The following is a 24,799-nucleotide window of genomic DNA, read 5'->3' as shown; positions in this document are numbered from 1 at the left end:
GTTTTAAACTATTATAAATTTACTTCTTTTGCTATTTTGTATCGTCCTTCGTTGCTTTTGGTTTTTAAGATGATTTCACCTAAAAATCCGGCAAGAAACAATTGTGTACCTAAAATCATGGTAGTTAAAGAGATGTAAAACCAAGGATTGTCGGTTACTTTTATGGTTGGATAATCATTGTAAAGACGGATTAATTTGTTGACACCTATAAATAAGGCCGATAAAAATCCTATGACGAACATGCCGGAACCTAAAGCACCAAACAAGTGCATCGGTCTTTTTCCGAATCGGGAAAGAAACCAAATAGTGATTAAATCTAGGAAACCATTGATGAAACGCTCCATTCCGAATTTGGTTTCGCCGTATTTTCGCGCCTGATGTTTTACGACTTTTTCTCCGATTTTTCCAAAGCCGGCATTTTTTGCCAAGACAGGGATATAACGGTGCATTTCGCCCGAAACTTCAATATTTTTTACGACGATATTCTTGTAGGCTTTCAATCCGCAATTGAAGTCATTCAGCTGTACATCCGATGTTTTTCGTGCGGCCCAGTTGAATAATTTCGAAGGTAGATTTTTCGATACAATAGAATCATAACGTTTCTTTTTCCAACCCGAAACCAAGTCGAATTTCTGATTGATGATCATGTTGTACAACTCCGGAATTTCCTCTGGATTGTCTTGTAAATCGGCATCCATTGTAATCACCACATCTCCTTTTGCCCGTGCAAAACCTGCATGGAGTGCTTGGGATTTTCCAAAATTCTTAAGGAAATGGATTCCTTTTATATTTGGATTTTCGTTGGATAATCGTTCAATGATGGACCATGAATTATCCGTACTTCCGTCGTCAATAAAAATGACTTCGTAGCTGTAATTGTTTGTTTTCATTACCGAAATAATCCAATCGTGGAGTTCCTGCAACGATTCTTCTTCGTTTAGAAGTGGTATTACTATGGATAAATTCATTGTTATAAGTTTCTCTTATTTCTGAAAATTAATGCAACTAGAAATCCGATAAGGCAATCCCTCAAAAGGTATTTGATGAAGGCCGTAATCACTTCCTTAATCGTAAACGGATCAAAAGTTTTATAGAATTCTAGAGTCTGATTAATGTTTTCCTGAGGCATCAGGTTTTGTTTCAATAAATTGACATCAAAATTACGCATTGCCAACACAATATTTGTTTTTATTTCTGGGGAAAGAGCGAAATTGTATATCAAAATCAGATAAAGACAGGAAAGTAAACTTCCTGTTAGGATTGTAATAAAATAACCCGAAAAAGCTTCTTTGAAAGTAATAAAGCCGCCTAGTTTTCCTTTAATGACTACAATTGAAATGATGCCGAAAATAATGGTCAAGGCTAATGTTGAAACGCCTGCCCAAACATTGGTCAGCAAAGCAAGGTTTACAAAATAAATGTAACTCGAAAGCAGGATCAGCAGTATTCCTAATATAAGACCGATGCTGAATCCCGTCTTTTTAATAATGTCTGTCATTGAAGTATTTTCAAAATAATCTACAAATATAGTAATTCCGCTATTAGATAAATAAAAATCATTTCATATAATCTTTTAAAAAAAAGGAAGTAAAGATTTGTTTATTGAAAAATAATTGTAAATTTGCAAACTCAAAATAAATAAGTAAAAACAAAAAGTTATAAGGCGTTTATACCTTTTCAGTGAAAAAGAAAAGCTTCAAAGCAAATTATAGCCAACAATAAAAGATTTAAAATGAAAAAAGGAATTCACCCAGAGAATTACAGATTGGTAGCTTTTAAGGACATGTCTAACGACGAAGTTTTTATCACAAAATCTACTGCAGATACTAAAGAAACAATCACGCACGAAGGTGTAGAATATCCAGTTGTAAAGATGGAGATTTCTAGAACTTCTCACCCTTTTTACACAGGTAAATCTAAACTTATCGATACTGCAGGACGTATTGATAAATTCAAAACTAAATACGCTAAACACGGTAAATAATTATTTATCTGTTTCAAGATACAAAAGCCTTCCAACTCGGGAGGCTTTTTTATTGCTGTGATATTTGCATTAAGAATCTAAAGCCTCTATAAAAGCAAATAAAATCTTTGTAACTTTGAACATTAAATTTGAAACAAGAAACAAAATGAACTATATACTTTTTGACGGAACAGTTAGAAATGCCTTACTGCCATTCACATTTACACGTCCGGTTGCCGATATCCGTGTTGGAATTTTAACCATACGTGAAAAATGGGAAAAATATTTAGGTTCAACCACCACAAGTTTGACGGAAGAATATTTGTCTGAAAAATTTCCGATGGTGGAGTTGGAAGAAAACGTAATGATAAACGCATCATTTCTTCCAAATGCAGTCTTGGCTGAATTGGTTTCAAATTTAGAGCCTAACCAAGCCATTTTTAAAGGAGAGGAAGTAATTGCTTTCTTCACGCAAGATTCGCAAGAAGAAGTTGATTTTGATACTTACGAAATCATAGAATATGCTGAAGATTGCTTGACAATTGAACACACCTGGGATATCTTTCAAAAAAATGATAGTGCCATCCGTGAAGATTTTGAATTATTGACAGAAGACCGAAAATCGCAACCGATCCCTAAAAGTGTAAATGTAATTGCACCAGAAAATATATTTATAGAAGAAGGAGCAAAGCTTGAATTTGTAACGTTGAATGCTTCTACTGGACCTATTTATATTGGTAAAAATGCCGAAATTATGGAAGGTTCTGTAATTCGTGGGCCATTTGCTTTATGCGAATCTGGAAGAGTAAAATTAGCTACAAAAGTCTACGGTGCAACAACAGTAGGGCCTCATGCTGTTATTGGTGGAGAAGTGAGCAATTCAGTGCTTTTTGGATATTCAAATAAAGGGCATGACGGATTTTTAGGAAATTCAGTTTTAGGAGAATGGTGTAATATCGGAGCCGATAGTAACAATTCGAACCTAAAAAACAATTATGAAGAAGTAAAACTGTGGAGCTATGAAACAGAAGGTTTCGCAAAAACCGGACTACAATTCTGTGGTTTGATGATGGGTGATCACAGCAAATGTGGTATCAACACGATGTTCAATACAGGAACAGTTGTAGGAGTAAGTTCGAATATCTTCGGAAGTGGATTTCCTCGTAACTTCGTTCCAAGTTTTTCATGGGGTGGAGCTTCTGGATTTACAACCTACATCACTAAAAAAGCCTTTGAAACCGCACGCTTGGTGATGCTTCGAAGAAACGTAGAATTCGACGAAAAAGAAATGCGAATCCTAGAACACGTTTTCGAAGAAACTAAAAAGTGGAGAAAAGAATAAACTAAAAAAGGCTGTTTCAATCGAAACAGCCTTTTTTATAGTATCAATATTTTACTCTTCAGTATAAATTCTATAGAACTTTCCTTCTGCCTCAAACTGTAATTTTACATCATTATCCAATTTCACAAAAATGAATCGAGGTCCATTTTCTACTTCAACAACTCTGCGATTTCCGTAGTTTGTCTTCAAATAAGTAACTGTTGCCGGCTTTAAATAGCTGTAAGGAACAGGATTGTTATTTCCTTCAACTTCTTTCCATTTTCCGTAGCTGTCTAGCTCAATTTCAATTCCATTCTCCAAAGTAACTTCGTATTTGTGTTTCTTGTCAGAAGGAACTTTAAAAATAGTTTTGATTTTCTGGTCTTTAAAATGTGTCGCCACAAACTCCGTTCCTTGAGTGGGCAAGGTTCTAACCTGCTCTTTTTTTTGTGCATTCATAAAGAAGCTCGTCATAAAAAGCAAAGCAGCAATAATAATTTTATCTTTCATTTTAGGCAAATTTAAAATTTAGGATACTAATGTACTAAAAATTATACAAACCCAACAAGTGAAGTCTTATTTATCTATTCTCAAGAATTTACCATTCAAATCAAACTCCAAATCCAATCCATTTGTCAGATCTACATCATAATCCCTAAGCCCTTTATCGATATGGGTAATCTGCTCATTTGGGTATTTTGTTTTCACATAATCCAAAATCGTTTTCGGAATAAACGCAGTTGGAATTGGTTTTTTGTCGCCGTCCACTTCTTTCCATTCACCTTTTTGATTAAACTCAACTTCAGTTCCGTCATTAAGCTTAACTTCGAATGTAACTTTCCTCATGTCAGTATCTTTAACGACGGTCCTGACGGGATTATTTTTGAAATTTGTTGCTAAAAAAGTAACTGCTGAAGCTGGCAATTCACTCTCTTTGATTATTTCTTCCTGAGCATTCATAATAGAAGACGCCATGGCAAAAGATGCCAAAAGGATATTTTTAATTTTCATAAAACTTTGATTTTAAATTCAACACTAAATTAGGCAGCCTTAAAATGTATTCCTAAAACTTTATGAAACCTTTAATTCAGGGCCATTCGCTGTGAAAGAGTTCAAACGCAAAAAATTGAGAAAACTATTAGAATTTTTCTGGAAAGCTACTGTATTCAATTCCAAATCAATTTATTAAACCTAAAGAAATTGTTTTTCATTTTATAAAAATTATGTTATAGATTAGCCATTTGTAATAATAATAAAAAAGATAATTAAAAAATCAACATTTTGTTTTATTGATAATGCTAAATGTATAATTATTGGTTTCTGTTTGATAGAATGAATATAAAAACACTATTTTTTAGCTTGTTTTTTTGTCTAATTGTTAATATGGCGACATTTGGACAAACACTTGAACAATGTAAAAAAGTCATTGATTCAGGCTTTGTTGCTATGGATAAAGGCGATTATTCGGTTGCTTTAGAGTATTTGACCAAGGCACAAATAGCAGCTGAGAAGAATAATTGGCACCAGCAACAGTTTGAAATCAAAAATAATATTGGAATTATTTATTATAATCTTTCGGATTATGGAGAAGCATTAAATTACTATCTCGAAGCTTACACAGTTGCCATCAAACACTTGGATCCCATACGCGAAATGGCAGTTCTCAATAATATTGGAGGAATGTATGCAATGGAAAAGAAATTTGTGAAAGCAAAGGAATATTATCTAAAGGCTTACAATACCGCCAAAGAGGAAAAAGATGCCATAAAAGTATCCTTATATGCTATTAATATGGCAAGGGCGGAAAATAGGTTGGATAACCCGAAGGGAGCAAAAAAATATATAGAAGAAGCTTTGGAAATCCTTGCAGATCATAAAGAGTCTACTGTATTGAACATACAAGCCGAAGCAACTTTTGCTGAATATCTTTTATTGGAAGGGGAATTAGGGCAGGCAAAGACTATATTGTTGAAGTTGTATACTAAGACAAAAAGAGTAAGAGAAAAAGAATATAATATGACAATCCTAAATCATTTGGCGCATATCTATTCTTTAGAAGGAAATACAGATAAAAGTATTTTTTATTTGAGATTGGCTTTGCAAGACTGCAGGGATTTGGATATGAAAGCCAATCTTTTAAACGAGCTTTCATTGGCTTATGTCAAGAAAAATGATTACAAAAATGCTTTAGAAGCTAAGAACGAAATGGTCAAAACCAGGGATTCAGTAGCGAAATTAAATAATGAAAAATTATACGAAAACAATAAGGTAAAATTTGAAATTCAGAATTATAAAAACGATCTGAATTCTCAATTGGAAAAGTCAAGTAACGAACGAAAAATCTTTATTTCGGCCATTGTAATCTTCATGGTATTGCTGTTTTTCGTCTACAGAATGTTTAGAAATCGGGCTATCAAGCAGGAGCAGAAGAAGATTATAGCTGAAAGGGAACAAAAGATCATTGCGCTTGAATTGGAGAAAGAAAAGAACGAAAATCTTTTACTCGAGAAACACGTAAAGGAAATAGAAAACGAAGCACTTCTGGAGCAGGAAACCCTCAAAAACGAGATCGAACAAAAAAACAGAAAGCTTTCTTCAAAGGCATTATACCTCTCGGGAAGAAACGAAATGATTGAAGAAATTGTGAATTCACTATCAGAACTTCCGGATGTTTCACAAAATTTAAAACTCAAAACCCACATAAAATCGCTGAAAGAACATTTAAAAACTGATTCGGAATGGGATAATTTTATTGTCCATTTTGAAGAAGTCAATCAAGGATTGCTTTCGACTTTAAAGGAAAAACATCCGAATCTTTCTTCAAATGATATCCGTTTTATCTGCTACGTTTATATGAATTTGAGCCTGAAAGAAATCGGGACAATTTTCAACATCACACAGGAAGCCTGTCGAAAACGCAAGGAGAGAATCTTCAGGAAAATGCAAATCGACAAGGACATTTCATTCTACGAATACCTTTCAAGATTAGCATAAACACAAACAGCGTGCTCTTCACGCAAGTGGAAATTTAAGGAGCAAATCATTTAGGCATTTCAATAATCGTAGTTCCTGCTGTCCGTTACAATCTTTTGCCTCGAAAAAAATCGAGGCAAAAGGATTTCCACTACCATCAGGGCTAAAGGAAAATCCATTTTCATTTCCAGAAACTTTTTCGGTCAATATTGGCGCTAATCATCTCGGTTAAAGAGAATCAATCTAAAATAAACGAATCGTTTCCTATCTTAAAAAATGTATGTAAATTTGCAGGCTTAATTTTTTGACAACGATTTCATCAATTAAGCTTTATTATGGAAAACAAAAAGAAAGTCGCTTTTTATACTTTGGGGTGCAAGCTGAATTTTTCAGAAACCTCCACGATTGCCAGAAATTTTCAAGACGAAGGTTTTGACCGTGTTGATTTTGAAGAAGTTGCCGATATCTATGTCATCAATACATGTTCAGTAACAGAAAACGCCGACAAGCAATTCAAGCAAGTAGTAAAAAAAGCAATGAAGTTGAACGATAAAGCTTTTGTTGCCGCAGTTGGGTGCTATGCCCAATTAAAACCGGAAGAATTAGCTGCAGTCGACGGTGTAGATTTGGTTCTCGGAGCTACAGAAAAATTCAAAATTACCGATTACATCAACGATTTGTCCAAGAACGATATGGGCGAAGTGCATTCCTGCGAAATCTCCGAAGCTGATTTCTATGTAGGAAGTTATTCCATTGGAGATAGGACTAGAGCTTTCTTGAAGGTCCAAGACGGTTGCGATTATAAATGTACCTATTGCACGATTCCTTTGGCACGTGGTATTTCTAGAAGCGATACGTTGGAAAATGTATTGCAGAATGCAAAAGAAATTTCACAGCAAAACATAAAAGAAATTGTTTTGACCGGTGTCAATATTGGCGATTATGGAAAAGGCGAATTCGGAAATAAAAAACACGAACATACTTTTTACGAACTCGTTCAAAAGCTGGATGAAGTAGAAGGAATTGAACGTTTACGAATTTCATCCATAGAACCGAATTTGCTAAAAAACGAAACGATAGAATTCGTTTCAAAAAGCCGCACTTTTGTACCGCATTTTCATATTCCACTACAATCGGGTAGCAATGATATTCTGAAGAAAATGAAGCGTCGTTATTTGCGTGAAATTTATACCGAAAGAGTAAATAAAATCAGAGAAGTGATGCCTCATGCCTGTATTGGTGTAGATGTAATTGTTGGTTTTCCTGGTGAAACCGATGAGCATTTTCTGGAAACTTATCATTTTTTGAATGATTTGGATATTTCCTATTTGCACGTTTTTACCTATTCTGAAAGGGAAAATACCGAAGCGGCGAATATGGAAGGGGTTGTTCCCGGAAATGTTAGGGCAAAGAGAAGCAAGATGCTCCGCGGACTTTCGGTAAAAAAGCGTCGCGCTTTTTATGAAAGCCAAATCGGAACGAATAGAACCGTTCTTTTTGAAGGCGAAAACAAAGAAGGCTACATTCACGGATTTACCGAAAATTATGTAAAAGTAAAAACCCCTTGGAATCCAGAATTGGTGAATACACTACACGAAATAAACCTTACCAGAATTGATGAAGATGGAAGTGTAAGGATGGAGTTTTTGAATGTATATGCGTAAATTCCAAAAAACAATTTCCAAAGGACAAATAAATTTCAAGCTATAATCCCGAAGTTTCGGGACAAAATCCAAAACTTTACGAATCGCTAAGGTTTGGATTTTTGATTTTATTTGTTTTTTGATTTTTGAGATTTGTAATTTAAGAAAATCTAGTATTTATAGTGAAATTTAATCTTCGTTATCCTAAAAACACTCTTGCCATATTGCTCAATAAACTCAAAAGTATTTCTTCCAGGCTGTTTAAAATCGACAATTATTTTTGCGGAAATTTCATAATACATTTTTTCACCTTCCATCATAAAGCGTGCACCGGCATTTCGATAGGCCGATCGGACCAACGTAAATTCAGATAAATTCCAAGTAGTTAGTTGTGTATCGAAATGATCGGCTTCAGTACAAAGTGCTTCGGTGATTTCGGTTTTCGAGCCATAATATTTTTCAATATTTTCGAAAAAATGAATGACTTTTGAAGTGGTTTCTTGTGATGGCATCAGGTAAAAGTAAGGATTTATCCAAAAAGAAAAAAGCTTTTACAATCAAGTAAAAGCTTTCAATGTTTGATTTAAATTTTAATTCCCGGAGGAAGTAATTCTTTGTAAACCGGATTTTTTCTGAAAAAAGCGGCAATTTTCGGTAAAATCGGAACTACTTTCAATTTACGTTCAACAGCAATAGCCATAATGTTTTTCAAAAGATCGCTGATGAATTCTTCGTCATCAAAATTTTCAGGAACATTGATGCGGGTCAGGAAAATCTTCTTTTCTTGGAACGAATATTCCACAGAAACTAACTTTCCGTCAACCAGCGTTTCAAATTGTCTTGAAAAAGTATTGTCTTTAATTTCCATAGTTTGAATCTCCTTTTTTTAAGCGTGTGTCATTGGTACTTCTACCAAAAGTATTTTTGCTTGCTGTTTTACATCAATATCAAAATCTTCAAAATTTATAATGCCCATTGCATCTCTTTCATTCAAAATCTGTCTATCAACCTCGATTTCTCCTTCAATAAGGAAAAGATAAACGCCATTTTTGGCAATGTTAACCTTGTAATTTACAGTTGTTCCGTTTTCAAAAATCCCTAGATTGAAAAAAGTCTGCTGATGTACCCAAAGTGCGTTTCCGTCGTTTTTATCTCTAGGCGAAACAACATTTACAAAGGTATTGATTTTGCTGGCCAAATCAAACGATTTCTGGTCGTATCTCGGTTCTACATTTTGTGTTTCTGGAAAAACCCAAAGCTGTAAGGTTTTTGCTCTTTCCTTCTCGCTCGCATTCATTTCGGAATGTAAAATTCCCGTTCCGGCACTCATTACCTGAACTTCTCCAAAACGAATCACGCCTTCATTTCCCATGCTGTCACGGTGCTTCAATCCGCCTTCGAGTGGAATGGTAATAATTTCCATATTATCGTGGGGATGTGTGCCGAAACCCATTCCAGCGGCAATTGTGTCATCATTCAAAACCCGAAGCATTCCGAATTGCACCTTGTCGGGATTGAAATAATTTCCAAATGAAAAAGAAAAATTAGCATCGAGCCAGCCGAAATTCGCCTTTCCTCTTTCGGTGGATTTGTATAGTTGTGTCGTCATAATTTATTGATAAATTAAAAGTTCGGATGAAGTTCTGTCCGAGAAAAAAAGTATTTTTATGCAAATTTCGTAATAAATCACAGATGTTGCTGTTATCATACCGTTAAAACAATTTTGATGCAAAAAATCCACGTTTATTTTATGCCGGGACTTGCCGCAAGTTCCTTGATTTTCGAGCGAATTGAATTGCCTGAAAATGTTTTTGAAATTCATTTATTGGATTGGGAAATGCCGATTTCGAGAGAAATTCTGAAGGAATATGCAAAAAGAATGGCTTCGCTTGTAACACATGAAAATGCAGTGCTGGTTGGCGTTTCGTTTGGAGGTGTCTTGGTGCAGGAAATGGCACAATTTTTAAAGTTGAAAAAAGTGATCATCATTTCGAGTGTAAAATGCAATCTTGAAGTTCCAATGCGGATGAAATTTGCAAAATCGACCAAAGCTTACAAGCTTTTGCCAACAGGATTGATGAAAAATGTAGATGTTTTGGCAAAATTCTCTTTTGGTACAATAATCAAGCAACGATTGAAGTTGTATGAAAAGTACCTGTCGATGCGCGAAAAAGTCTATTTGGATTGGGCAATCGAGCAGATGATCATGTGGGAGCGAACAGAAGTGGATACGAAAGTAATTCATATTCACGGTGATATGGACGAGGTTTTTCCGATAAAGAATATTAAGAATTGCCACATCATCAAAGGGGGGACACATATTATGATTCTGAGTAAATTCAGGTGGTTGAATGAAAATTTACCACGAATTATTTTGGAAGAGGAAGTTTAATTGGATAGTTTTACAACAATCAAAAAAAAATGAAAATGAACTGGATAAAAAAAACAGGAATAATCACAGCAGTAGTATTAACAAGCGGTGCTTTGATTCACGCGGTTTCAGGCGAAATCAAAACTGAAACGACAACAACTAGTAAAAGATACTTTCCGGCAAGTGTAGATTTTGCAGGAGAAGCAACGCCATTAAATATTTCAGATGTCAGAGAAAGATTCGACAGGGAATTATTGGTTAATGCCAATTTAGATGCTTCGACGCTTTTAATTATAAAAAGAGCCAACCGATTCTTTCCGATAATTGAACCTATTTTGAAAAAAAATGGTGTGCCGGACGATTTTAAATATTTGGCTGTAGCCGAAAGTGCCTTGATGAACGCAACATCTTCCGCCGGAGCAAAAGGATTTTGGCAGTTCATGCCTGCAACTGCAAAGGAAAGAGGTATGGAAGTAAACGATGAAGTGGACGAAAGATACCATTTGGAGAAATCCACCGAAGCGGCCTGCCGTTATCTGTTGGATGCAAAATCGAGACTGGGTTCGTGGACATTAGCCGCGGCATCTTATAATGGTGGTTTGGCTGGCGTGAACAAACAAATAACAAGTCAAGGTGTTTCCAATTATTATGACTTATTGTTGACAGATGAAACCCATCGTTATGTTTTCAGGATTTTGGCCTTGAAGGAAATCATGAAAAACCCGACGCTTTATAATTTCAATGTGATGCCTGAAGAATTGTACCAGGGAATTCCAACCAAGAAAGTTGTGGTGGATTCTTCCGTGACTGATTTGGCAGCTTTCGCAAAAGAGCAAGGGATCAACTATAAGATTCTAAAAATTCACAATCCGTGGTTAAGGGATAAAAAACTGACCAACGCTTCCAAGAAAAAATACGAATTGGAAATCCCTTTGAGTGGGTATTAAAAAACAAAAAGCTTTCAGGAAACTGAAAGCTTTTTTAGTATTCGTTTAGTTTTTTTGGATTTTGTCTTCCATCAAAAATATCTAATATAATTACTTGGTCATTCGTTCTTTCATAAATGATTTTATAACTCCAAATGCTGATGTGACGAAATTTTACCTTGTTAATTATAGGATCAATCGAATATTCAAAACTTTCATCTTGTAATTTTTCGGCTAGTTCAATAATTTTTTCAATAACCATTTCTGCATTTTGTGGACTATCTTCAAGAATGTAAAAGTAAATATTTGTTAATGAATTACTAGCTTCTTCGGACCAAACTACATTCATTTTTTAGATAAAAATATGCGATTTTTAACTTCTGCAGATGTAAAAGTTTTGGCGCCATTAGCTATAGATTCGCTAATTGATTCAATATGATTGATATATTGGTTTCTTGTCAAAGGTTTGCCATCAGTTGTGTAAGCTAAAACATAAGTCCCATTTAGTACAGTATCAATTTCATCCAAAAGTTTTTCGTCTTGAATGGTTTTTACTTTTTGAATGATTTTGATTTTATGCTGTTCTAAATTCATAATCTATAATTTAAAAAGTAAAGATAATAAAATTATGATTGAATCTTAATGATTTAGTGGTAACAAAAAAGCTTTCAGGAAACTGAAAGCTTTTTTTATATCTGTAAACTGCGACTGAACATTAGATTTTCTTCATCTGTTCCTTCATCATCTTGATCTGGTCTTTCAACAAACCTTGTTTGTCCAATTTCTTAGCTTCGTTCAAAAGATTCGTCGCTTCCAATTTTCTTCTTCTGGTCATCGCTACACCCGCTAGGTTTAATTTTGCTATGGCAATATCCGTATCCATTGACAAACCAAGTTCCAATGCTTTTTTGAAGTGTTTTTCAGCTTGTGTGATATTCGTTTGTGACAACATCAATCCGTGAAGGTATTGGAAGTATCCTTGTTGTTTTCTTACCAATGAAGCTTCAGGGTTTTTGATGTAAGCCAGCCATTTTTGAGCGCCAGGGAAATCCTGTTTTCTCAATTTAAGGAATGCCAAAAGGATAAACTCATTTTTAAAGTAAAGAAAAATAAAAATTAGCGATAATAATAAAAGGAAAATTCCATTACCGATATTACTTTCTGTAAATTGCCAAATACCAGTAGCGATAATAAGTCCGGCTAAAATAAGTTTGATATTTTTGTGAAACATAATGCGTTTTTTATATGAGTTTGCAAAGGTAGTAAAATCAATTAAAAATATTTTTATAAAACTACTTGTCAGAAAAAAAAACCTTTGTATATTTGCACTCGGTTTTTAGGGAATGATATCTCTATCACGAAATTATAGAAATTAAATCACGATTTTAAAGATACAAAGCAATGAGCAAAAGAACATTTCAACCATCGAAAAGAAAAAGAAGAAATAAACACGGATTTATGGACAGAATGGAATCTGCGAACGGAAGAAAAGTTCTAGCGCGTAGAAGAGCTAAAGGAAGACATAAATTGACTGTTTCTTGCGAGCCAAGACACAAAAAATAATGTTTATTGAAAAATAAATAAAGGCGTTACTTATTTTAGTACCGCCTTTTTTTATACCTTTTCGTTAAAGTTTAATACCCCCGAGATTTTAAGTCCTCAACTAGCTGAAAATCTTTTGATTTATAAAATACCTAACTACACAACAACTACACAATGCCAAAAGACAACTCCATCAAATCGGTTTTAATTATAGGATCAGGTCCAATTGTTATTGGTCAGGCCTGCGAATTTGATTATGCAGGTTCCCAATCTGCTCGTTCAATTAGGGAAGAAGGGATCGAAGTAATTTTGATCAACTCGAATCCGGCAACAATCATGACCGATCCTTCAATGGCAGATCACGTTTATCTGAAACCATTGACCACAAAATCCATCATCGAAATCCTAAAAGAGCATCCGCAGATTGATGCCGTCTTGCCTACAATGGGAGGTCAGACTGCATTGAATTTATGCTTGGAAGCAGATGAAAAAGGAATCTGGGAAGATTTTGGCGTAAAGCTGATCGGTGTTGACATCAATGCCATCAATATTACCGAAGACAGGGAGCAATTCAAGCAATTGTTGGAAAGAATCAACGTGCCGACTGCACCTGCAAAAACGGCTACTTCTTTCCTTAAAGGGAAAGAAATCGCACAGGAATTTGGTTTTCCATTGGTAATCCGTCCTTCGTTTACCTTGGGTGGAACTGGAGCGGCTTTCGTTCATTCTAAAGAAGAATTCGACGAAAAGCTTACTTATGGTTTAGAAATGTCACCGATCCATGAAGTCTTGATTGATAAGGCTTTGTTGGGATGGAAAGAATATGAATTGGAACTTTTGAGAGACAAGAACGATAATGTTGTCATCATCTGTTCGATTGAAAATATGGATCCGATGGGAATCCACACAGGAGATTCCATCACGGTGGCTCCGGCAATGACTTTATCGGATACCACGTTCCAAAAGATGCGTGACATGGCAATCCTGATGATGAGAAGCATCGGGAATTTTGCAGGAGGATGTAACGTGCAGTTTGCCGTTTCGCCAGATGAAAAAGAAGACATCGTTGCGATCGAAATCAACCCACGTGTTTCTCGTTCATCAGCTTTGGCATCTAAGGCTACAGGTTATCCGATTGCAAAAATTGCTTCGAAACTTGCTTTGGGATACAACTTGGATGAACTTCAAAATCAAATTACTAAATCAACTTCAGCACTTTTCGAGCCAACCTTGGATTACGTTATCGTGAAAATCCCGCGTTGGAATTTCGATAAATTCGAAGGAGCCGACAGAACCCTTGGACTTCAAATGAAATCCGTTGGAGAGGTTATGGGAATCGGAAGATCGTTCCAAGAAGCTTTACATAAAGCGACCCAATCTTTGGAAATCAAAAGAAACGGACTTGGAGCTGACGGAAAAGGATACAAGAACTACGAACAGATCATCGAGAAACTGACGTATGCAAGTTGGGACCGTGTTTTTGTGATCTATGATGCGATTCAAATGGGAATTCCATTGAGCAGGATCCACGAAATCACGAAGATTGATATGTGGTTCCTGAAACAATACGAGGAATTGTTCCTGCTGGAGAAAGAAATTTCCAATTATAAGATAGATACTTTGCCAAAAGAATTAGTGCTTGAGGCAAAGCAAAAAGGATACGGCGATAGACAAATCGCACACATGTTGGGCTGTCTTGAAAGCCAGGTATATAAGTTGCGTGAGGAGATGGACATCAAGCGTGTTTATAAACTGGTGGATACTTGTGCGGCAGAATTTAAAGCACAGACGCCTTACTATTATTCTACGTTTGAAGCTGAAATTGAAACAGCCGATGGTAAGAAATATGTTGCTAACGAAAGTATTGTAACCGATAAAAAGAAGGTAGTCGTTCTAGGTTCCGGACCAAACAGGATCGGACAGGGAATAGAGTTTGATTATTCTTGTGTGCATGGGGTTTTGGCGGCAAAAGAATGCGGTTACGAAACCATCATGATCAACTGTAATCCAGAAACGGTTTCTACCGACTTTGATACGGCGGATAAACTATACTTCGAACCTGTTTTCTGGGAGCACATCTACGACATAATCCGTCACGAAAAGCCGGAAGGTGTAATCGTGCAGTTGGGTGGACAGACCGCTTTGAAATTGGCTGAAAAGCTTTCAAAATACGGTATCAAGATCCTGGGAACAAGCTTTGATGCTTTGGATTTGGCCGAAGACAGGGGACGTTTCTCTGAATTGCTGACCGAACTGAACATTCCTTTTCCGAAATTCGGAATTGCCGAAAGTGCTGACGAAGCTTCGAAATTGGCCGATACGCTAGATTTTCCTTTATTGGTTCGCCCTTCATATGTATTGGGAGGACAAGGGATGAAGATTGTCATCAACAAACAGGAATTAGAAGAACACGTAATTGATTTATTGAAATCGATTCCAGGAAATAAATTATTGCTGGATCATTATTTGGATGGTGCGATTGAAGCCGAGGCAGATGCAATTTGCGACGCTGATGGAAACGTATACATCATCGGGATCATGGAGCACATCGAACCTTGTGGTGTACACTCGGGCGACAGTAATGCAACATTGCCTCCTTTTAATTTGGGAGAGTTTGTGATGCAGCAGATCAAGGACCATACGGTGAAAATTGCGAGAGCCTTACAAACTGTAGGATTGATCAACATCCAGTTTGCAATAAAGGACGATACGGTGTACATCATCGAAGCAAATCCAAGGGCATCGAGAACGGTTCCGTTTATCGCGAAAGCTTATGGAGAACCTTATGTAAACTACGCTACAAAAGTAATGTTGGGTGAAAACAAGGTAACCGATTTCAAATTCAACCCGCAATTGAAAGGATATGCCATCAAGCAGCCGGTTTTCTCTTTCAGTAAATTTGCAGGAGTGAATAAAGCATTAGGACCAGAGATGAAATCAACGGGAGAAAGCATCTTGTTCATCGACGACTTGAAAGACGACCAGTTTTATGAGTTGTATTCCAGAAGAAAAATGTATTTGAGCAAGTAGCGACAAATAATCATTTGTCTTTTCATAAACAAAAATCCCTTTCAATTGAAAGGGATTTTTTGTTTACAATATCCATTCACTATTAGAAAAAGATTTTGTTTTTGTTACCAAGGTCTTTTCTTATTCCTAAACTCTAATATGTTTTTTGTGAATTTGCCTGTTAAAGGGTCAATTTCAAAATACCCACCTTCCCAATTGAAAAGCCTTGCTGTTTTTTCATCAACTTTATAGACTTCAGTATACGGGTCATTAATCCCAAGATATTGCTTTCCTTCAAACTCAACTTGGTCAACTTTTGGAATTTGCCAAATAATTTCTCCATTTCTATTTACTCCCCAAACATTTTCATTGATATTTGATTCATGATAATCGGTAATTACCAAGATCACTTCCCCAAATTTTTCAGTATGAGATATTTTGAATGGAAATTCAATTTTTTTTGCCCCAAGCCTTAATACATTCTTGTTTACAGAGAAGTTCATTTTGAAAATATTTATAATTTATTATAACTGCAAATCTATACCATAATTTTTAAAAGAGCCTCTTTTTCAGTTGCGGTGACCTTTGATCCAGTTGCGATGACCTCTGATTCACTTGCGATGACTAAAACCGCAAAATTTACTCACAAGCAATTCTTGGGTTGCCCAAACTGCTTCGCTGTTTAATTTCATAAGTAAATCGGTCAAAATGCTTGTGTCGAAATGCATTTCCACTATTACGTTTTCTGTAATTTAACATATTATTAAATCACCAGGTATGTTAAAGTAAATAGTAAATGCCTTAATTTTGTTCGCGGAAGAATAAATCATTAATGAAACAGTTGCTCTCCTTTTTCGTTTTCTTGTTGTTGGGATGTGTGAAGCTATCGGCCAGCACAGTCAATGATTTTGAAACTATCGAAACAACCGAAACTGTTACACCAGAGGTAATCAACAACGATGCACCGCATGCTTTACTGATACCGCAGGATTTTATTTTTACTTCCGTACACATCACTTTAGAGCAGGAATCGAAAAACATCTTTACTACGGATAATGAAAAAGCCGAAGAAGAGGTGCCGACATCGGTTAAAAAGCCAACCAATGGCGCTTTTGTACTTGCAAATCCCCATTTTTTAAAGCAATTTGTCGGTTCTGACGACAGTTCCATAAAGCAATTCCAACCAAGGAATTATTTTGTTTATTTCCCTTCAAACACTATTCAGATTCTATTCTGTACCTTCAGGATTTGATACCTTTTTCTTAATGTAATGTAAGATACTGAACCTCTGTTCGGTTATTTTTCGTTGCCCTAAATCGGTTTGCATTGCGTCAAGCGGATTTATCGTGTATGATTTTCTCGTACACTTTTCAAAACTCCAAAAACACATACCGTTTAAATTTTAGAATATGAAAAAAGTACTCATGCTGATGAGCCTTTGTGCCTTGCTTTTGAATGCAAGCTGCAAAACAGAACATAAAGAAAAGGAAAAAGAAGAGGAATTCTTAGTGACCAATCCTGTAAAAAAGGACACCGTTGTGACCAAGGATTATGTATCGCAGATCCAGGCCAGCCGCCATATCGAAATCAGGGCTTTGGAGCGTGGTTATCTGCAAAAGATCTATGTTGATGAGGGGCAATTTGTAAAGCAAGGACAGATTCTGTTTCAAATTATGCCGAAGATCTACGAAGCTGAAATGCAAAAGGCCAAAGCCGAAGCTGGTTTTGCTGCCATTGAATATAAAAATACCAAGCGTTTGGCCGACAATGATGTGGTGGCGCCAAACGAATTGGCTATGGCCAAAGCCAAGCTGGACAAGGCAAATGCCGAACTTTCGTTGGCACAGGTGCATCTTGAATTTACGCAGGTTCGAGCACCGTTTGACGGAATTGTCGACCGCTTCAATGTACGTTTGGGTAGCCTCGTGGAAGAAGGCGACCTGCTGACCAACCTTTCCGACAACAGCAAGATGTGGGTGTATTATAATGTAACCGAATCGGAATACCTGGATTTCAGACAGAACCAGAAAGACGATTCAAAACCTGTTGTAAAACTTCTGATGGCCAACAACCAATACTTTGACCATTCTGGAATTGTAGAAACCATCGAGGCCGATTTCAATAACGAAAACGGTAACATCCAGTTCAGGGCTACGTTCCCTAATCCGAAGGGATTGTTGCGTCATGGCGAAACAGGAAATGTTCACGTGACGGTTCCGTTGAAAAATACCTTGCTGATTCCTCAGAAGGCTACTTTTGAGGTACTGGATAAGAAATATGTTTTTGTGGTCGATAAGGACAATGTGATCCATTCAAGAGAAGTGGTAATTGAAGCCGAAATGCCGCACTTGTTTGCCATCAAATCAGGTATTTCCGAAAACGACAAGATCCTTCTGGAAGGACTGCGCCTTGTAAAGGAAAACGAAAAAGTGAAGTATAAGCTTGTAGCGCCGCAAACGGTGTTGTCTAACTTGGAACTGTATGCCGAGTAATCGCATTTCCTTAAAAAAAGAAAAACATGTTTAGCAAGTTTATACACAGACCCGTTTTTGCGATCGTGATCTCGATCATCATCGTCTTTGTTGGCTCCTTGGCCATCAAGCAGCTTCCTATTTCGCAGTTCCCGCCTATTGCACCTACAACGGTAAACATCTTTATCGCCTATCCGGGTGCAAGTGCCGATGTTTTGGTAAAATCTACATTGATTACCCTTGAAAACTCCATCAACGGGGTAGAAGGGATGCGTTACATTGCCACCGATGCCACGAGTGCGGGTGAGGCAACGCTCCGTATCATCTTTGAACCCGGAACTGATCCCAACGAAGCAGTTATCCGGGTCAAGACGAGGGTCGATCAGGTAATGCCGCTTTTGCCAGAATTGGTACAGCGTGAAGGAGTGGTGATCACTCCAATCCAGCCGAGTATGTTGATGTACGTCAACCTTTACGCCAAGGACAAGAGCATGGACGAGAAATTCCTCTACAACTATGCAAGTGTGAAGCTGATTCCCGAAATCAGCCGTATCAAGGGTGTGGCAAGGACGCAGATTTTAGGAAGCCGTACGTATGCCATGCGTGTTTGGTTGAATCCAGACAGGATGCGTGCCTATAATGTTTCGGTAGAAGAGGTGATGAAAGCCTTGGGCGAACAAAGCATCATCGGTCGTCCGGGTAGGATCGGACAAAGCTCTGGTATTGCCGCCCAGTCGTTGGAATATGTGCTGACGTACAAGGGACGTTTCAATAAGCCTGAAGAATACAACAATGTCATCATCCGTGCCAACTCAAAAGGACAAACCATCCATTTGAAGGACATCGGAAAAGTAGAATTAGGAAGTGAGTTTTTTGATATCTATTCCAACCTTGACGGACATCCATCTGCCGCCATCGTTTTAAAACAGAATTACGGTAGTAATGCCAGTGATGTAATCGAGGAAGTAAAGGCCAAATTGGAAGACATGAAGGAAACGTTCCCTCCAGGAATGGACTATAAGATCAGTTATGACGTGTCGCAATTCTTGGATGCTTCTATCGATCAGGTTTTGGAGACGTTGCGCGATGCCTTTATCTTGGTGGCACTCGTAGTGTTCATCTTCTTGGGTGATTGGCGTTCAACGCTGATTCCGATCTTGGCGGTTCCCGTCTCGCTTATTGGGGCGTTTTTCGTCATCCAGTTTTTCGGACTTTCCATCAACCTGGTGACGCTCTTTGCCCTCGTATTGGCCATCGGTATTGTCGTCGATGATGCCATAGTCGTCGTCGAGGCCGTCCATGCCAAGTTCGAGGAGTTTCCGCACATCTCGCCCTATAATGCGGTAAAGAAGGTATTGGGTGAAATCAGTGGAGCGATCATCGCCATCACGGCAGTTATGGTTTCGGTATTCCTTCCAATCTCGTTCATGTCGGGACCTGTGGGAACATTCTACCGACAATTCTCCATCACCATGGCGAGTTCGATTGTCATTTCAGCCATCATCGCCTTGACGCTTACGCCGGTTCTATGTGCGATGCTGTTGAAAAACAACCACGGAAAACAAAAGAAAGGCAATATATTGACCAAAAGCCTGGACGCCTTCAACCGAATGTTTGATAGGCTGACAGGAAAATACGTCATCCTTCTAAAGAAAATTGTCAACAGAAGATGGCTTACTTTCGGAATACTCTTGGCGTTCTGCGCGGGTATTTTCTTTGAGAACCAAATCCTGCCTTCCGGATTTATCCCGAGTGAAGACCAAGGAACCATTTATGCCATCATTCAGACACCGCCGGGAGCTACTTTGGAACGCACCAACCAGGTATCACAGAAATTGCAGAAGATATGCGAGAAGATTGATGGGGTAGAATCGGTTTCGTCTTTGGCAGGTTATGAAATCATGACCGAAGGGCGTGGTTCCAATGCAGGAACGTGTCTGATCAACCTGAAAAAATGGTCGGACAGAAAGCATACCGTTAAGGAAATCATGGAGGAACTTGAAGAGAAATCACAAGGACTTGGAGCCGTGGTGGAGTTCTTTGAACCGCCGGCAATCCCAGGATTTGGTTCTTCGGGAGGTTTTTCGATGCGTCTGTTGGACAAGAATACCGAAACCGATTATCAGGATTTCGATAAGATCAACAAGCAATTCATGGCCGATTTGGGCAAACGCAAGGAGCTTTCAGGCTTGTTTACCTTCTTTGCAGCCGATTATCCGCAATACGAATTGGAAATCAACAACGAATTGGCGATGCAGAAAGGCGTTTCTATCGGTACTGCGATGGAAAACCTTAACATCCTGATCGGAAGTACCTACGAGCAGGGCTTCATCAAGTTCGGACGTTTCTTTAAGGTATATGTGCAATCCGATCCTAAATTCAGGAGATTGCCTTCGGACATCTTGAACCTTTACGTGAAGAATGACCAGGGCGAAATGGTGCCATACTCCGCTTTTATGACCTTGAAGAAAACACAGGGGCCGAATGAGGTGACACGCTATAACATGTATAATTCCGCCGCCATCCAAGGTGCTCCTGCAAAAGGCTACACCACTGCCGATGCGATTGCCGCCATTAAAGAAGTTGCGAGTGAGTCGCTTCCAAAAGGTTATGACATTGCTTGGGAAGGTCTTTCGTATGACGAAGCAGGCCGAGGAAACGAGTCGCTTTACATCTTCTTGGTTGTATTAGTGTTTGTCTATTTTGTATTGGCCGCCCAGTATGAGAGCTTTATCATTCCGTTGGCCGTAGTGTTCTCGTTGCCGGTCGGGGTCTTCGGATCGTTTGCAGTATTGCAGATGATGGGACTTCAAAATGATATCTATGCACAGATCGGACTCATCATGCTCGTCGGGTTGCTGGGTAAGAACGCCGTACTGATTGTGGAGTTTGCCGTTCTCAAGCGACAGCAGGGAATGACAATTCTTGAAGCCGCCATCGAAGGCGCAAAGGTACGTTTCCGTCCGATCCTGATGACGTCCTTCGCCTTTATCGCCGGATTGATTCCGTTGATTATTGCTTCAGGAGCAGGAGCCATTGGTAACCAGACCATCGGAGCATCTGCACTTGGTGGTATGCTTTTCGGAACCATCTTTGGGGTAGTCATCGTGCCAGGATTGTACTTTATTTTTGGCTCGTTGGCCGATGGACGCAAGCTCATCAAGGGAGAGGAAGAGGGTTCTTTATCAGAAGGATTCATACATCAAATAGATAATTTCGAAAACACGGAGGAACATGAATAACACGTTTAAATATATAATCGCATTGGGCCTTGCCCTGAACTTTACGGGATGCAAGACACCCGAGCTGGTTCAGAAAACAGAAAAGAAGGAAGTACCTTTGAGCTACAACAGCTCAAAGGACACCTTGAATACCGCCACCCTCAAGTGGAAGGAGTATTTCAAGGATGTCTATCTTGATTCGCTCATCAACACGGCCTTGTCCAACAATCAGGAGCTTAATATTACGATGCAGGAAATTGATGTGGCCAAGAACGAAATCAGGGCGAGAAAGGGAGAATACCTTCCTTTTGTAGGACTTAAAGGTGGAGCAGGAGTAGAAAAGGTAGGACGCTACACCAGCCAAGGTGCCAACGATGCCAATACTGAAATCAAGCCCGGCATAGAAACACCCGAACCGCTTCAGGATTATGGCGTAAAAGCTTATGCTACTTGGGAGCTCGACATTTGGAACAAACTCCACAATGCCAAGAAAGCGTCTGTAAGCAAATACTTGGCTACTGTAGAGGGCAAGAACTTTATGGTCACAAATCTTATTGCCGAGATTGCCAATTCTTACTACGAACTCTTGGCGCTCGACAGCCAGCTGGCCATCGTGCAGCAAAACATCGGCTTGCAGAACAACGCCCTGAAGATTGTAAAATTCCAGAAGGAAGCCACAAGGGTAACCGAACTCGCCGTAAAACGTTTTGAAGCACAGGTATTCAATACCAAGAGCTTGGAGTTTGGCATCCAGCAAAGGATTGTGGAAACCGAAAACAGGATAAACTTTCTGGTTGGAAGATTTCCGCAACCGGTAAAAAGAAGTACCGATAACTTTACTGATTTGGTTCCTAACGCCATCAGTGCCGGTATTCCATCACAGTTGTTGGAGAACCGTCCCGATGTAAAACAAGCAGAAATGGATCTTGCTGCAGCCAAATTAGATATAAAAGTTGCCAAGGCGCGCTTCTTTCCTTCGGTAGGGATTTCAGCGGGTATTGGCTTGAATGCATTCGATGCAAAATACCTGTTCAAGACTCCGGAGTCGTTGCTGTATTCGCTGACAGGCGATTTGGTAGCACCTTTGATCAACCGAAATGCCATCAAGGCGAGTTATTATTCGGCGAATGCCAAACAGATACAGGCGGTTTACAATTATGAAAAGACGATACTGAATGCCTATATAGAAGTAGCCAACCAATTGGCTAAAATAGAGAACATGAACAAGACGTATGATTTGAAAGCACAACAAGTACAAGCCTTAAATACCTCAATTGCCATTTCAAACGACTTGTTCCTTTCGGCACGAGCCGATTATATGGAAGTACTGCTGACGCAACGTGATGCACTCGAATCCAAGTTTGATTTGATTGAAACCAAACTGCAACAGATGAACGCAATGGTGAACATCTATCATGCCTTGGGCGGTGGTTGGAAGTAATATTGTTACTGGTTTATATAGAAAATCCCTTTCGTATGGAAGGGATTTTTTGTATCATCTGTCATTGCGAGGCACGAAGCAATCTTAGTATCAACTTCCTTAATTTTTTCCATCTCGGTATTGTCACCCGAGCACTCTCGAAGCTTTAGGAATGGAGACTAAAAAGATTCACAAACGGTAGTTTTTGATTTTGTTTGAGGATGCGGTTTGCAAACTGCGCAAGCAATTCAGGATATGTTATCGGGCTTTTACAACCATTTTCCTAATTACACGAAAAGTTCACCGTACTTTCCAATGAATTATTCATAGGACTAACAAGCAGGGCAGTACCTCCAAAGGGTCCCGGCACATAACGGCGGGTAACATTTTTATAGTGGCCACTCTGAAAACGTGGAAATCCATCCACATCATACTCATACGAATAGTCAATATGCGTGGTGTCGCTCGTAGAATAGCGGTGTGCTATAATTTCAATGTTCTTCAGCATCTTTGTTTCAGAAGGTGTTTCCTTGGCAAAGAATAATTGGTAGATAGGCCTTTTAGGAAGATACTGTACCGATTCCTGATGCGACAAATTCGAGATAAAGAGCAATCCCAGTGGCCCTTCAAAATAAGGCTCGACCTTGTTTTCGGTATCAAAGTAGCTATAGGTATAATCGGCTGTATAATACTCCTGTGAGTCGAGGTCGTAAAGGTTTTGGACCGATTTCTTTACTAGATTCCCATTCACATACTCGTACGTACTTTTCACTTCTACCGAAGCACCTTCCTTGAAAGTAGTAATGCCGGTCAAGACACCGCCCCCATCATAGTGCGCAGTAGTAGTCGCCACCAACACCCCTTGAGCATTAAACTCCGACTGTTTGGCTACTTTACCTCTCGAATTATACTCCACCTCATAGTACGTTTCCAACTGATTGTCTATTGTTTTAGACACTTTATTGGCCTTTCCCTGCGCATTATAGTCGATGGTGTACACCGAAACCACAGGCGGAGCAGTAGGAGCGGCGATGTTAAAGTCAGAAGTGGTGATTTTAATCAGTTGGTCTTGCTCGTTATAGACCATATCGCTTAGGTCCCCACCAAAGAAAATCCGGTCGGGTCGGGTTTTGCATTCCACAGAAACTGGGTCGTGGTGTGGGTCATCATCGTTGCAGGAAGAGAACGTAAGGAGTAAGAAGGCCGCAATGGCAAAGCAATTAAAAGGAAGCTTATTGTTTTTCTTCAATTGGTTAGAGGGACTAGTTGCGTTACTAGTAAGCGCTGTTTTCATAATTGGTGCTGTAAATTAGTTGGATTGATTCTATTTCAAACAAGGGGGGTGAATAGAATTACCGCTCTAAAGTACTGCATAAAAGAAGCATATTCCTTTACTATCAAGGCATGTCACACTATTGTCCTTGGGATAATTTTGGGACCTGCTTTTGGGATTTGTGTCTTTTTAAAGAAATTTATCTTTTGAAAACCTTGTGAGGCCTTGTCCTGTCTATCCGGAAGCGTTCTCTTTGTGCCGCGGAGCATTCACTTTGTACCGCGGAGCATTCACCTTTTACCGCGGAGCATTCACTTTGTGTCGCGGAGCATTTACTTTGTGCCGCGGAGCACTCACTTTGTCTTGCGGAACATTCACTTTGTGTCGCAACGTATTTACTTTTATTTTTAATTGAAAAAAGGGTTTGGCAGCAACTGCCAAACCCTTTTTGTAATGTATTGTAATTAACGCTTTGTGTTATTCTACGGCTATTTGATGTCCTTCGACTTGGCCGTTTACGTTGATGTTTAGGATGTAAACTCCCATTGGCAGTCCTGCTACTGAAAAGGTTGCTTGGTTGTTGTTGATTTGAACGGTTGTTCTGGTTTGTCCGTTCATGTCTACCAATTCGCCGGATACGGCAGTATCTGTTGAGGGGATGTTGTT

The 24,799-nt window shown here is 38.6% G+C and carries 25 protein-coding genes; 12 read left to right on the top strand and 13 right to left on the bottom strand.

The annotated features are described in order from the left end of the window. Positions 1-11: 11 nt before the first annotated feature. Positions 12-968 carry a glycosyltransferase family 2 protein gene (locus ACI6PS_RS05245; protein WP_421011504.1) on the bottom strand — a complete coding sequence of 319 codons (957 nt, stop codon included), beginning with the start codon at positions 966-968 and terminating at the stop codon, positions 12-14. A gap of 2 nt (positions 969-970) precedes the next feature. Further along, the gene (locus tag ACI6PS_RS05240; RefSeq protein ID WP_421011503.1) at positions 971-1,498 is read right to left on the bottom strand and encodes a DUF4199 domain-containing protein; all 528 of its coding nucleotides are present in this window, start codon (positions 1,496-1,498) and stop codon (positions 971-973) included. 234 nt (positions 1,499-1,732) lie between these two features. Here ACI6PS_RS05240 and ACI6PS_RS05235 point away from each other — a divergent pair, with 234 nt between their 5' ends. Continuing rightward, positions 1,733-1,984, top strand: a complete 252-nt coding sequence (locus ACI6PS_RS05235) for a type B 50S ribosomal protein L31 (RefSeq protein ID WP_421011502.1) — start codon at positions 1,733-1,735, stop codon at positions 1,982-1,984. Between the two features lie 145 nt (positions 1,985-2,129). Then, the gene (locus ACI6PS_RS05230; protein WP_421011501.1) at positions 2,130-3,305 is read left to right on the top strand and encodes a GlmU family protein; all 1,176 of its coding nucleotides are present in this window, start codon (positions 2,130-2,132) and stop codon (positions 3,303-3,305) included. Between the two features lie 51 nt (positions 3,306-3,356). Here the strand turns inward: ACI6PS_RS05230 and ACI6PS_RS05225 are convergent, their stop codons facing one another. Next, on the bottom strand, positions 3,357-3,794 hold the full coding sequence (locus ACI6PS_RS05225; protein WP_421011500.1) for a PepSY-like domain-containing protein: 438 nt from the start codon (positions 3,792-3,794) through the stop codon (positions 3,357-3,359). Between the two features lie 66 nt (positions 3,795-3,860). Beyond that, entirely contained in the window at positions 3,861-4,295 is a 435-nt protein-coding gene (locus ACI6PS_RS05220; RefSeq protein WP_421011499.1) for a PepSY-like domain-containing protein, read from the bottom strand. 372 nt (positions 4,296-4,667) lie between these two features. Between ACI6PS_RS05220 and ACI6PS_RS05215 the strand changes: the two genes are divergently transcribed. After that, complete coding sequence (locus tag ACI6PS_RS05215) at positions 4,668-6,278, top strand: tetratricopeptide repeat protein (protein WP_421011498.1); 1,611 nt, start codon at positions 4,668-4,670, stop codon at positions 6,276-6,278. Positions 6,279-6,592: 314 nt separating this feature from the next. Further along, positions 6,593-7,921, top strand: coding sequence for a tRNA (N(6)-L-threonylcarbamoyladenosine(37)-C(2))-methylthiotransferase MtaB (mtaB, locus tag ACI6PS_RS05210; protein WP_421011497.1), 1,329 nt, complete (start codon positions 6,593-6,595; stop codon positions 7,919-7,921). 149 nt (positions 7,922-8,070) lie between these two features. Here the strand turns inward: mtaB and ACI6PS_RS05205 are convergent, their stop codons facing one another. The 3 genes from ACI6PS_RS05205 to ACI6PS_RS05195 all read right to left on the bottom strand — a co-directional run bounded on the left by ACI6PS_RS05205 (position 8,071) and on the right by ACI6PS_RS05195 (position 9,509). Continuing rightward, positions 8,071-8,412: a hypothetical protein gene (locus ACI6PS_RS05205; protein WP_421011496.1), complete on the bottom strand. Its 342-nt coding sequence runs from the start codon at positions 8,410-8,412 to the stop codon at positions 8,071-8,073. A gap of 71 nt (positions 8,413-8,483) precedes the next feature. Then, positions 8,484-8,768 carry a GNAT family N-acetyltransferase gene (locus tag ACI6PS_RS05200; RefSeq protein WP_421011495.1) on the bottom strand — a complete coding sequence of 95 codons (285 nt, stop codon included), beginning with the start codon at positions 8,766-8,768 and terminating at the stop codon, positions 8,484-8,486. An 18-nt stretch (positions 8,769-8,786) separates the two neighbouring features. Beyond that, a complete protein-coding gene (locus ACI6PS_RS05195; protein WP_421011494.1) occupies positions 8,787-9,509 on the bottom strand; it encodes a pirin family protein in 723 nt (240 codons plus the stop codon). 117 nt (positions 9,510-9,626) lie between these two features. On the opposite strand from ACI6PS_RS05195, the gene ACI6PS_RS05190 reads away from it, so the two are divergent. Together ACI6PS_RS05190 and ACI6PS_RS05185 are read left to right on the top strand one after the other, a co-directional pair. Beyond that, positions 9,627-10,292: an alpha/beta hydrolase gene (locus ACI6PS_RS05190; protein WP_421011493.1), complete on the top strand. Its 666-nt coding sequence runs from the start codon at positions 9,627-9,629 to the stop codon at positions 10,290-10,292. Positions 10,293-10,327: 35 nt separating this feature from the next. Further along, positions 10,328-11,218 carry a lytic transglycosylase domain-containing protein gene (locus tag ACI6PS_RS05185; protein ID WP_421011492.1) on the top strand — a complete coding sequence of 297 codons (891 nt, stop codon included), beginning with the start codon at positions 10,328-10,330 and terminating at the stop codon, positions 11,216-11,218. Between the two features lie 34 nt (positions 11,219-11,252). Here ACI6PS_RS05185 and ACI6PS_RS05180 read toward each other — a convergent pair whose 3' ends face one another. The 3 genes from ACI6PS_RS05180 to ACI6PS_RS05170 form a co-directional block, all read right to left on the bottom strand. Beyond that, positions 11,253-11,546, bottom strand: coding sequence for a type II toxin-antitoxin system RelE/ParE family toxin (locus ACI6PS_RS05180; protein WP_421011491.1), 294 nt, complete (start codon positions 11,544-11,546; stop codon positions 11,253-11,255). Then, a complete protein-coding gene (locus ACI6PS_RS05175; RefSeq protein WP_421011490.1) occupies positions 11,543-11,791 on the bottom strand; it encodes a hypothetical protein in 249 nt (82 codons plus the stop codon). The genes ACI6PS_RS05180 and ACI6PS_RS05175 overlap by 4 nt, the downstream gene beginning before the upstream one ends. A gap of 121 nt (positions 11,792-11,912) precedes the next feature. Continuing rightward, complete coding sequence (locus tag ACI6PS_RS05170; protein WP_421011489.1) at positions 11,913-12,428, bottom strand: DUF2892 domain-containing protein; 516 nt, start codon at positions 12,426-12,428, stop codon at positions 11,913-11,915. Positions 12,429-12,598: 170 nt separating this feature from the next. Between ACI6PS_RS05170 and rpmH the strand changes: the two genes are divergently transcribed. Next, positions 12,599-12,760, top strand: a complete 162-nt coding sequence (gene rpmH, locus ACI6PS_RS05165) for a 50S ribosomal protein L34 (RefSeq protein ID WP_022828464.1) — start codon at positions 12,599-12,601, stop codon at positions 12,758-12,760. A 153-nt stretch (positions 12,761-12,913) separates the two neighbouring features. Beyond that, complete coding sequence (gene carB / locus ACI6PS_RS05160; RefSeq protein ID WP_421011488.1) at positions 12,914-15,769, top strand: carbamoyl-phosphate synthase large subunit; 2,856 nt, start codon at positions 12,914-12,916, stop codon at positions 15,767-15,769. A gap of 104 nt (positions 15,770-15,873) precedes the next feature. Here the strand turns inward: carB and ACI6PS_RS05155 are convergent, their stop codons facing one another. Continuing rightward, the gene (locus ACI6PS_RS05155; RefSeq protein WP_421011487.1) at positions 15,874-16,251 is read right to left on the bottom strand and encodes a hypothetical protein; all 378 of its coding nucleotides are present in this window, start codon (positions 16,249-16,251) and stop codon (positions 15,874-15,876) included. 329 nt (positions 16,252-16,580) lie between these two features. Here ACI6PS_RS05155 and ACI6PS_RS05150 point away from each other — a divergent pair, with 329 nt between their 5' ends. From ACI6PS_RS05150 to ACI6PS_RS05135, 4 genes are all read left to right on the top strand, one after another. Continuing rightward, positions 16,581-17,000: a hypothetical protein gene (locus ACI6PS_RS05150; RefSeq protein ID WP_421011486.1), complete on the top strand. Its 420-nt coding sequence runs from the start codon at positions 16,581-16,583 to the stop codon at positions 16,998-17,000. A gap of 157 nt (positions 17,001-17,157) precedes the next feature. Continuing rightward, a complete protein-coding gene (locus ACI6PS_RS05145; protein ID WP_421011485.1) occupies positions 17,158-18,240 on the top strand; it encodes an efflux RND transporter periplasmic adaptor subunit in 1,083 nt (360 codons plus the stop codon). Between the two features lie 26 nt (positions 18,241-18,266). Continuing rightward, positions 18,267-21,461, top strand: a complete 3,195-nt coding sequence (locus tag ACI6PS_RS05140; RefSeq protein ID WP_421011484.1) for an efflux RND transporter permease subunit — start codon at positions 18,267-18,269, stop codon at positions 21,459-21,461. Continuing rightward, positions 21,454-22,881 carry a TolC family protein gene (locus tag ACI6PS_RS05135; RefSeq protein WP_421011483.1) on the top strand — a complete coding sequence of 476 codons (1,428 nt, stop codon included), beginning with the start codon at positions 21,454-21,456 and terminating at the stop codon, positions 22,879-22,881. Before ACI6PS_RS05140 ends, ACI6PS_RS05135 begins: the two co-directional genes overlap by 8 nt. Positions 22,882-23,143: 262 nt before the next feature. On the opposite strand, the gene ACI6PS_RS05130 is transcribed toward ACI6PS_RS05135, so the two are convergent. Both ACI6PS_RS05130 and ACI6PS_RS05125 read right to left on the bottom strand, forming a co-directional pair. Further along, positions 23,144-24,154: a hypothetical protein gene (locus ACI6PS_RS05130; protein WP_421011482.1), complete on the bottom strand. Its 1,011-nt coding sequence runs from the start codon at positions 24,152-24,154 to the stop codon at positions 23,144-23,146. A gap of 456 nt (positions 24,155-24,610) precedes the next feature. Next, a partial coding sequence (locus ACI6PS_RS05125; protein ID WP_421011481.1) for a T9SS type A sorting domain-containing protein occupies positions 24,611-24,799 on the bottom strand: 189 nt, incomplete at its 5' end.

It is taken from the genome of Flavobacterium sp. PLA-1-15 (assembly GCF_049060005.1).
Taxonomy (GTDB): Bacteria; Bacteroidota; Bacteroidia; order Flavobacteriales; family Flavobacteriaceae; genus Flavobacterium.
Note: the sequence above shows the minus strand (reverse complement) of the source record. Positions and strands in the feature narration are given on the sequence as shown.